Annotated in this window: 10 protein-coding genes; 4 read left to right on the forward strand and 6 right to left on the reverse strand. The window is 66.0% G+C overall.

Features of this window, described 5'->3' with window-relative positions; all coding sequences use genetic code 11:
• Both QZ184_RS09185 and QZ184_RS09190 read left to right on the forward strand, forming a co-directional pair.
• On the forward strand, window positions 1-471 hold a 471-nt coding region (locus tag QZ184_RS09185), incomplete at its 5' end, for a DUF2808 domain-containing protein (RefSeq protein WP_296419227.1).
• A gap of 11 nt (window positions 472-482) precedes the next feature.
• Window positions 483-965, forward strand: coding sequence for a hypothetical protein (locus QZ184_RS09190; protein ID WP_296419229.1), 483 nt, complete (start codon window positions 483-485; stop codon window positions 963-965).
• Here QZ184_RS09190 and QZ184_RS09195 read toward each other — a convergent pair.
• Genes QZ184_RS09195 through QZ184_RS09210 form a run of 4 tightly spaced genes read right to left on the reverse strand, consistent with a single transcriptional unit; the run spans window position 962 to window position 3,519 of the window.
• The gene (locus tag QZ184_RS09195) at window positions 962-1,177 is read right to left on the reverse strand and encodes a hypothetical protein (RefSeq protein ID WP_010315681.1); all 216 of its coding nucleotides are present in this window, start codon (window positions 1,175-1,177) and stop codon (window positions 962-964) included. The genes QZ184_RS09190 and QZ184_RS09195 overlap by 4 nt on opposite strands.
• Window positions 1,178-1,233: 56 nt before the next feature.
• Window positions 1,234-2,196, reverse strand: coding sequence for an NAD(P)H-binding protein (locus tag QZ184_RS09200; protein ID WP_010315679.1), 963 nt, complete (start codon window positions 2,194-2,196; stop codon window positions 1,234-1,236).
• A 60-nt stretch (window positions 2,197-2,256) separates the two neighbouring features.
• On the reverse strand, window positions 2,257-2,358 hold the full coding sequence (gene petM / locus QZ184_RS09205) for a cytochrome b6-f complex subunit PetM (protein ID WP_010315676.1): 102 nt from the start codon (window positions 2,356-2,358) through the stop codon (window positions 2,257-2,259).
• An 18-nt stretch (window positions 2,359-2,376) separates the two neighbouring features.
• Complete coding sequence (locus QZ184_RS09210; protein WP_247477332.1) at window positions 2,377-3,519, reverse strand: N2,N2-dimethylguanosine tRNA methyltransferase; 1,143 nt, start codon at window positions 3,517-3,519, stop codon at window positions 2,377-2,379.
• 19 nt (window positions 3,520-3,538) lie between these two features.
• On the opposite strand from QZ184_RS09210, the gene QZ184_RS09215 reads away from it, so the two are divergent.
• A complete protein-coding gene (locus tag QZ184_RS09215) occupies window positions 3,539-4,492 on the forward strand; it encodes an alpha/beta fold hydrolase (protein ID WP_296415670.1) in 954 nt (317 codons plus the stop codon).
• Window positions 4,489-5,019, forward strand: a complete 531-nt coding sequence (ilvN, locus tag QZ184_RS09220) for an acetolactate synthase small subunit (protein ID WP_010315670.1) — start codon at window positions 4,489-4,491, stop codon at window positions 5,017-5,019. Before QZ184_RS09215 ends, ilvN begins: the two co-directional genes overlap by 4 nt.
• Here ilvN and QZ184_RS09225 read toward each other — a convergent pair.
• A complete protein-coding gene (locus QZ184_RS09225) occupies window positions 5,016-5,717 on the reverse strand; it encodes a peptidylprolyl isomerase (protein ID WP_247477331.1) in 702 nt (233 codons plus the stop codon). The two genes, ilvN and QZ184_RS09225, sit on opposite strands and share 4 nt — an antisense overlap.
• 3 nt (window positions 5,718-5,720) lie before the next feature.
• On the reverse strand, window positions 5,721-6,287 hold the full coding sequence (locus QZ184_RS09230) for a photosystem I assembly protein Ycf4 (RefSeq protein WP_029626171.1): 567 nt from the start codon (window positions 6,285-6,287) through the stop codon (window positions 5,721-5,723).
• Between the last annotated feature and the right edge of the window lie 237 nt (window positions 6,288-6,524).

The raw sequence follows: 6,524 nt of genomic DNA on the forward strand, positions 1-6,524 counted from the left end.
CTTGAACTCAACGGTCAGAGCTATTTCACCCAGCCCCCCTGGAGGGTTGAGTTCACCAACTACGACTGGCTCGTCGACCAGGGGGGGCCTGAATATTTTTTCACCGTCTCACTGGCGCAGAACGCCGGGGCAGATCTCGGGGGACTGGTGATCACCCAAACCTCAGGCAGCGATCAGACCTTCTGGATTGACCCCACACAAACCACGGCGTTCTTCGGGCGCCCGCGCCAAGAGGGGACAGCGATTCCGGTCCGCGCCCAGTTCCATGAACAAAAACGGATCATGCGAGTGGAGTTTCCCGAGCCACCGCCCGCGGGTTCGACCCTGACCGTGGTCCTGCGGCCACCCAACAACCCCTCCCTCAACGACCTCTATCTCTTTGCAGTCGAGGCCCTGCCAGCGGGCCCCAACCCTGCTGCTGCACCCCTGGGCTTCGCCAGGATGGAGATCCTCGATGACTGGGGGCGCTAGAGACTGCTGCCATGGCAAAGGACAGGGGCATCCAGGCTCTGGTGGAGAGCGTGCGCGAGGAGCTGGCGGACATCGCGCGCCAAGCCGAAGCGCAGGCGAGCTGGTCCCTCACGCTGCCTGTGGCCGTGATCGATGCCCGCAAACCACCCACCCGGGTCTACGCGACGGCGATTGGAACGATCGGATCGGTGCTGCGCATCTCCCGCACCGTGGATCACCCCTTAATCCAACAGCTCTTCGTGCTGCATGAAGAGATCGGACCCGAGCAAGCGATTGAGGCCCTGCTCAACGGAGCCGATGGCGAGGAATTTGCTGAGCTTTGGGAGGAGTACCGGGAAGAGGCCAAAGGCGAGCTGGTCTGGGGAGCGAATGACGCGGCTGCGTTTGTGACCAAGAGCAAGGCCTGCCATCAAGACCATGAACTCGCTCTAGTCGCCTTGGTTCCGGGACACCTCTATTCCTGCGGTGTCCCGATCCGCTCCCTCACCGCCTAGCCCAGGGCGTCCTTCAGCTCACGCACCACCTGAAGTTGCCCGTAGTAGTAGTTGGCGCGGGCACGGCGATCGGCATCCTCCATGCTGTCGACTACGTCAAAACCGACGGTCTGCCAGAGATCACTGCCGCAGGCGCGGCTGACCTCTTCGACGGCCTCTTGCTCAAGCAAACCGAGACGACGCTGCAGGTTCTTGATCTGAGCAATGGCCACCGAGCTGCCTCAACACTGAATTAATAGTACAAGCGCACCACTCGTTGCGCCAGTGGTCAGAAGGGGAGCTTCTTCTTGGCGTCCTTGTCCAGATCGGCCTCCATGTCGCGCAGGCGCTTGAGGATCGTGTCGTAGTACTCCTTCAGGTAGGCCTCCATCTCGGTGGTCTCCGCGGGGTCCAGGCCGAAGGCGGCATAGCTCTCCTCCATCGGAGCCGACAGGGGCTCGCCACCGCCCATCACCTTGTCGAAGGCCAGGCGTTCCGCCACGTTCACGGCGGGCTCAAAGAAGGAGCTGAAGCCCTGCATCAACCGCAGCAGGAAGGGCTGCACGCGAATCACGCGTGCACTCTTGCCGGTGTACTTCTCACACATCTGGGTGATCTCACCGGTGCTCCAGGCCCGATTTCCCACCACCGGGAAGGCCTTGCGGCTGGTCTCCGGGCGAGCCAGGGCGGCCACCGCAAAGCGGGCCAGGTCCTGGGTGTTCATGTAGGCAATCGGGGTCGGCGTGCCGCTCACCCAGACGGTCTGGCTTTCCAGAACCGGAATCGCGATCTGACTGATCAGGCCCTGCATGAAGGCCACAGCGCGCAGGATCGTGTAGTCGAAGTCGGAATCGATCAGGGCCTGCTCGGTGCAGTGCTTGATGTCCATCAACGGGACATCGCGATGCTTCTCGGCCCCCAGGAGGGAGAGGAAGACAAAACGCTTCACCCCGGCGCGCTCACAGGCGTTCAGGAGATTGAGCTTCCCGGTCCAATCGGTGTCGTAGACACTGCCCGCATCCGTGGCCCGCGCCGTCGCGGCATCAATGACAGCCTCTTGCCCCTCTAGGGCGTAATCGAGGCTGTCGGGCTCCAGCAGGTCGCCGCGGGTCAGTTCACAGCCCCACTCCTGCAGGAAGGCCGCCTTGCGCGGCGAACGCACCATGCAGCGGACCTGATGGCCGGCATCCAGGGCCTGACGCGCGATCTGGCGACCCAGGGTTCCGGTTCCACCGATCACCAGGACCTGCATCGGGCTGACTCGAAAGACGCCCGAGCCTAAAGGCGAGCCGAACCGGCCCGCGATCAGGGATCAGTTGTCGCCTTGGAGCTTCAGCAGCAGGGCGCCGCCCACCAGACCCAGGGGAATCAGAACCCAGAACAGCGCTGCGGTGCCGAAGATTTCCGAGGCCATGAACCCAAGCCGTAACGGCTACCTATTTAGCGCAGAAGCCAGCTCCACCACGCGTCTGAAGGGCGCATTGCAGCGGAACTGAGCAGACATCACCCCGGAGCGCTTGGCCTCATAGCCCTCCGAGCGCAGGCCGTCGATCAAGGCATCCAAGCGGGGCGGGCCGCCCCCCAGACGTTTTGCCAGCACATCCAGCGGCCAACACGACACCGGCAAACCGTCGTCAGCGCGCAGCCCCTCCAATAGACGGCGGCTCGCCGGAGCCAGGCTCTGCTGGGGCAGGGCCTGGGACTCCTCAAGCAGCTCCTGCAGAACCAGCGGGTCCTGCAGGGGGCCCAGCCAAAGGGGCCCCGAAATTGCCAGGGGAGCGGCCGAGTCATCACCGCAGGCGCAGGCCGGCCATCGGCGCAGCCGCAGCAGGCTCTGTTGGGACTGCTCCGCACAGCGATGGCAGTAGGCCCAGAGCCCCAACTGCTCCTCCTCCCGAGGCTGGGGGCGACGCAACAACTGAACGGCCGTCCGGAAGGTGCGGCCCTCACTAAAGGAGAACAGGGGCCGGATGCCCCGGCCGAGGGCCCAGGCGGCCTTGGCCACCACCGCCAACTGAAGGCGGAGGGCCAGCTCCCAGCTGGAGGGATGGGCCCGCGCTGCAGCCCCCAGGGAGCGGATCGCCGCGGGGCGGTCATGGCCTGTCGGAGAGCGACCGTCGGTGCTGGCCAGGTAGAGAACGCCCCCGAACTCCAGGGCCTCTAGCGCCAAGGGAACCAGGGCTGTGGGACAGCCAAAGGCGTCCAGGTCGAGCAGATCGAAACGCCGCTGCTGCATCAGGCAATCGGCCAGCAGGTGCTGGGCCGTGCGGGCACTGATCTCCAGACGACGGTCCCCCAGGGGCTGGAGGTTCTCCTGCAGCAGGGGCAGGCGATCCCCGTCGGCATCGTTCGCCCAGACCTCCTGGGCCCGCCCCTCCAGGCCATAACGCAGGGCGCGAATGCCGCAGCCGGCCATGGCATCGAGCACCCGCCCGGGCCTCTCCCGGGTCAGCCACCGGCTCAGCAGGACTCCCGCATCCCGGGAGGGACGGGATTGCGGCCGAAAAAAGCCCGGCCCCAGCACCAGTTGCGCGGCCCCTTCGCAATAGTGAGCTGGGCTAGCCGTGTCGGCCACTGTGACTGCGCCACCGCGATTGAATCTCCAGCCTGCCTCTGCGGGGGTGCACTGGGGTGAGCACGGGACCTGGCACTGGCAAGGCCACGCCTGCCATTGGCGCGTCGTCGGAGAGCGGAGCGCACCTGCGCTGGTCTTGATCCATGGCTTTGGTGCCGCCAGTGGCCACTGGCGGCACAACGCCGCCGCCTTCGCGCAGGCCGGCTGGTGCGTCTATGCCATCGACCTCGTGGGCTTTGGCGACTCCAGTCAGCCGCGGCACCGTCGCCATCGCCCCCTGGACAACAGGCTTTGGGCACGGCAACTCCAGGGCTTTCTGGAGCAGGTCGTCCAGGGACCGGCGGTCCTGGTGGGCAACTCCCTGGGGAGCCTGGTGGCCGTGACCTGCGCCGTCTTTTTTCCGACCTGGGTGCAGGGAGTCGTGGCGGCCCCGCTGCCCGATCCCACGCTGCTGATGCCCCTGCGGCGGCGGCGGCCCCGCTGGCGCCGGGCCTGGAAGCGCCGGCTGGTGATCGTCCTCTGTCGGATCCTGCCGCTGGAGCTGCTGGTCCCCCTGATCGCACGAACACCACTGCTGGATCTCGGGCTGCGCAGCGCTTATCAGGACCAGGGGGCGGTGGACGGCGAACTGCGGCGGCTGATCGCCCGGCCGGCCCTGCGTCCCCAGGCAGCCCAGGCCCTGCGGGCGATGAGCATCGGCATGGCCCTGCGCCCCCGCGAAGCCACCGCCGCCCCACTGCTGCAACGGATGCAGCAACCACTGCTGGTGCTCTGGGGCAGCCAGGACCGCCTGGTCCCAGCCCAGATCAGCCGGCAACTGCAGCCCCACAAGAGCGATCTCCAGCTCCAGCTGCTTCAGGAGCTGGGGCACTGTCCCCACGACGAACACCCTGAACTGTTCAACAGGGTGGTGACCACCTGGCTGGCACGTAACTTGGGGAGCGGTCAGCCTCGCGAACAGCCCTGGGCATGAAGCACACCCTCTCGGTGCTGGTGGAAGACGAATCCGGTGCCCTCAGCCGCATCGCTGGTCTGTTCGCCCGTCGCGGCTTCAACATCGAAAGCCTGGCCGTCGGCCCGGCCGAGAAGCGCGGCCACTCCCGTCTGACGATGGTCGTGGACGGTGACGCCCAAACCCTCGAGCAGCTCACCAAACAGCTGGACAAGCTGGTGAACGTGCTGGCGGTCACCGACCTCACCCCGATCCCTTCGGTGGAGCGGGAACTGATGCTGATCAAGGTCTCGGCACCGCCGGAAAACCGCGCCGCCATCCTCGATCTGGTGCAGGTGTTCCGCGCCAAGGTTGTCGACGTGGCCGACAGCGCTCTGGTCATCGAAGTCGTGGGGGACCCCGGCAAGCTCGTGGCCATCGAGAACGTGCTCGAGAGCTACGGAATCCTGGAGATTGCCCGCACGGGCCGCATCGCTCTGGAGCGCGCCTCCGGAGTGAATACGGCCTACCTGAAGGTCACCAGCCTGGACAAGCGGGTTCCCGCCTAATTGGCGTCGCGCACCAGCGTTCCGCCCTCTAGGACGCTGGCGCTGATCAACTTGTCGCCCTGGTTGATCTGATCGACGACATCCATCCCCTTGGTCACCCGGCCAAAGACGGCATAGCGACCATCAAGCTCAGGCAGGGCCCGCAGGGCGATGTAGAACTGCGCGCTGGCTGAGTTGGGATCACTGGAGCGGGCCATCGCCAGGGAGCCCCGCTCATGGGGCAGCTTCAGACGCTGCTGTTGGGTTGGACTGGTCACAATCTCCCCGTAACGGGGGCCGGATTCACCCTCAAACAGCAGTTCCAGGGGGATGAAGCGCGGCTGGCCGCTGGAGGGGTCGATGAAGCTGCCGGTTCCCAGAGCCGAGACAGGGGTTTCGGGCTTGGAGCTCTGGGGGTCGCCGCCCTGGACGACAAAGGGAATCGGCTCTTTGACCACCCGGTGGAAGACGGTGCCGTTGTAGGCGCCGCGGCGGACCAGATCGACAAAGTTGCCAGCGGTCAGGGGGGCCTCCGCCCCGTCCAGGCTCAGCTGAACAACACCCTTGCTGGTTTTGAGCTCCACCAGGGCCTTGCCCTGCAGGCAGGGGACTCCCGCTGTTCCGCAGCCGTAGCTCGCCGTCGGCGAGGGGGCGGCGCAGGCCACCAGTCCAAAGGGACTGAGGACCAGCAAGAGGGCTAGAAGAAGGGAGCGCACCATCGCTCAGACGCCCTCCAGGGGAACCCCAAGGAAGCGGGCCAGCTCAGCACCGCCGCGCTCCAGCTCCGCCAGCGGCATCGGCTCACCGACGGTGGTCAGGGGCAGATCGCGGCGACCCTGAACGCGCAGGGCCAGACGACGGCGGGGATTGAGGCCGTCGCGCACGTCCACCTTGACCGCCTGGATCTCCTTGAGGGGAGTGCTGACACTGATCAACTCGCGGAAGCCGCGGCGGGTGACCGTCAGCTGACCACTCTTTTTATTGAAGCTGTTACTGCCGGCGCCCACATCGATGGCAATCACGGCCCAGAGATAGGTGGAGAGCAGGGCGGCGGCGATGCCGTAGAGGCCCATGACCAGTCCCTGGGGAACCCAGGAGAGGGCAGCCGGGTGGCCGATCGGCAGCAGATCCTTGCCCAGGTAGCTCGAGGCGCTGGTCAGGAGAAAACCCAGTCCCCCCGTGCTGACCACAGCGGCCACCAACACATTGGAGAGACGGCGGGAGCCCACCACCGCCTGCTCGAGCAGATCAGAGGAGGGTGCAGCCTTGGCGGCGGAGGCCGATGCCATGCAGGGCAGGATCCGAGGGCCTGCCATCTTCGCTCCCCCGCGCGCCCCTCTGGGGAGGACTAGGCATTAGTACTTAAAAACGCAATGGTGACGTGGCGTGTCAGGCCGTCAAAACCCGTCTCGCAGCGCCAATGAACGTTGTTACCATCGCCCGGTAACCCACAGCTCGCGGTTTTCCCACCCATGACGATCGCTGTAGGGCGCGCGCCGCAGCGGGGATGGTTCGACGTCCTCGAT

Source organism: Vulcanococcus sp. DEBay_Sum22DG08_74 (assembly GCF_017852955.1).
Taxonomy (GTDB): Bacteria; Cyanobacteriota; Cyanobacteriia; order PCC-6307; family Cyanobiaceae; genus Vulcanococcus.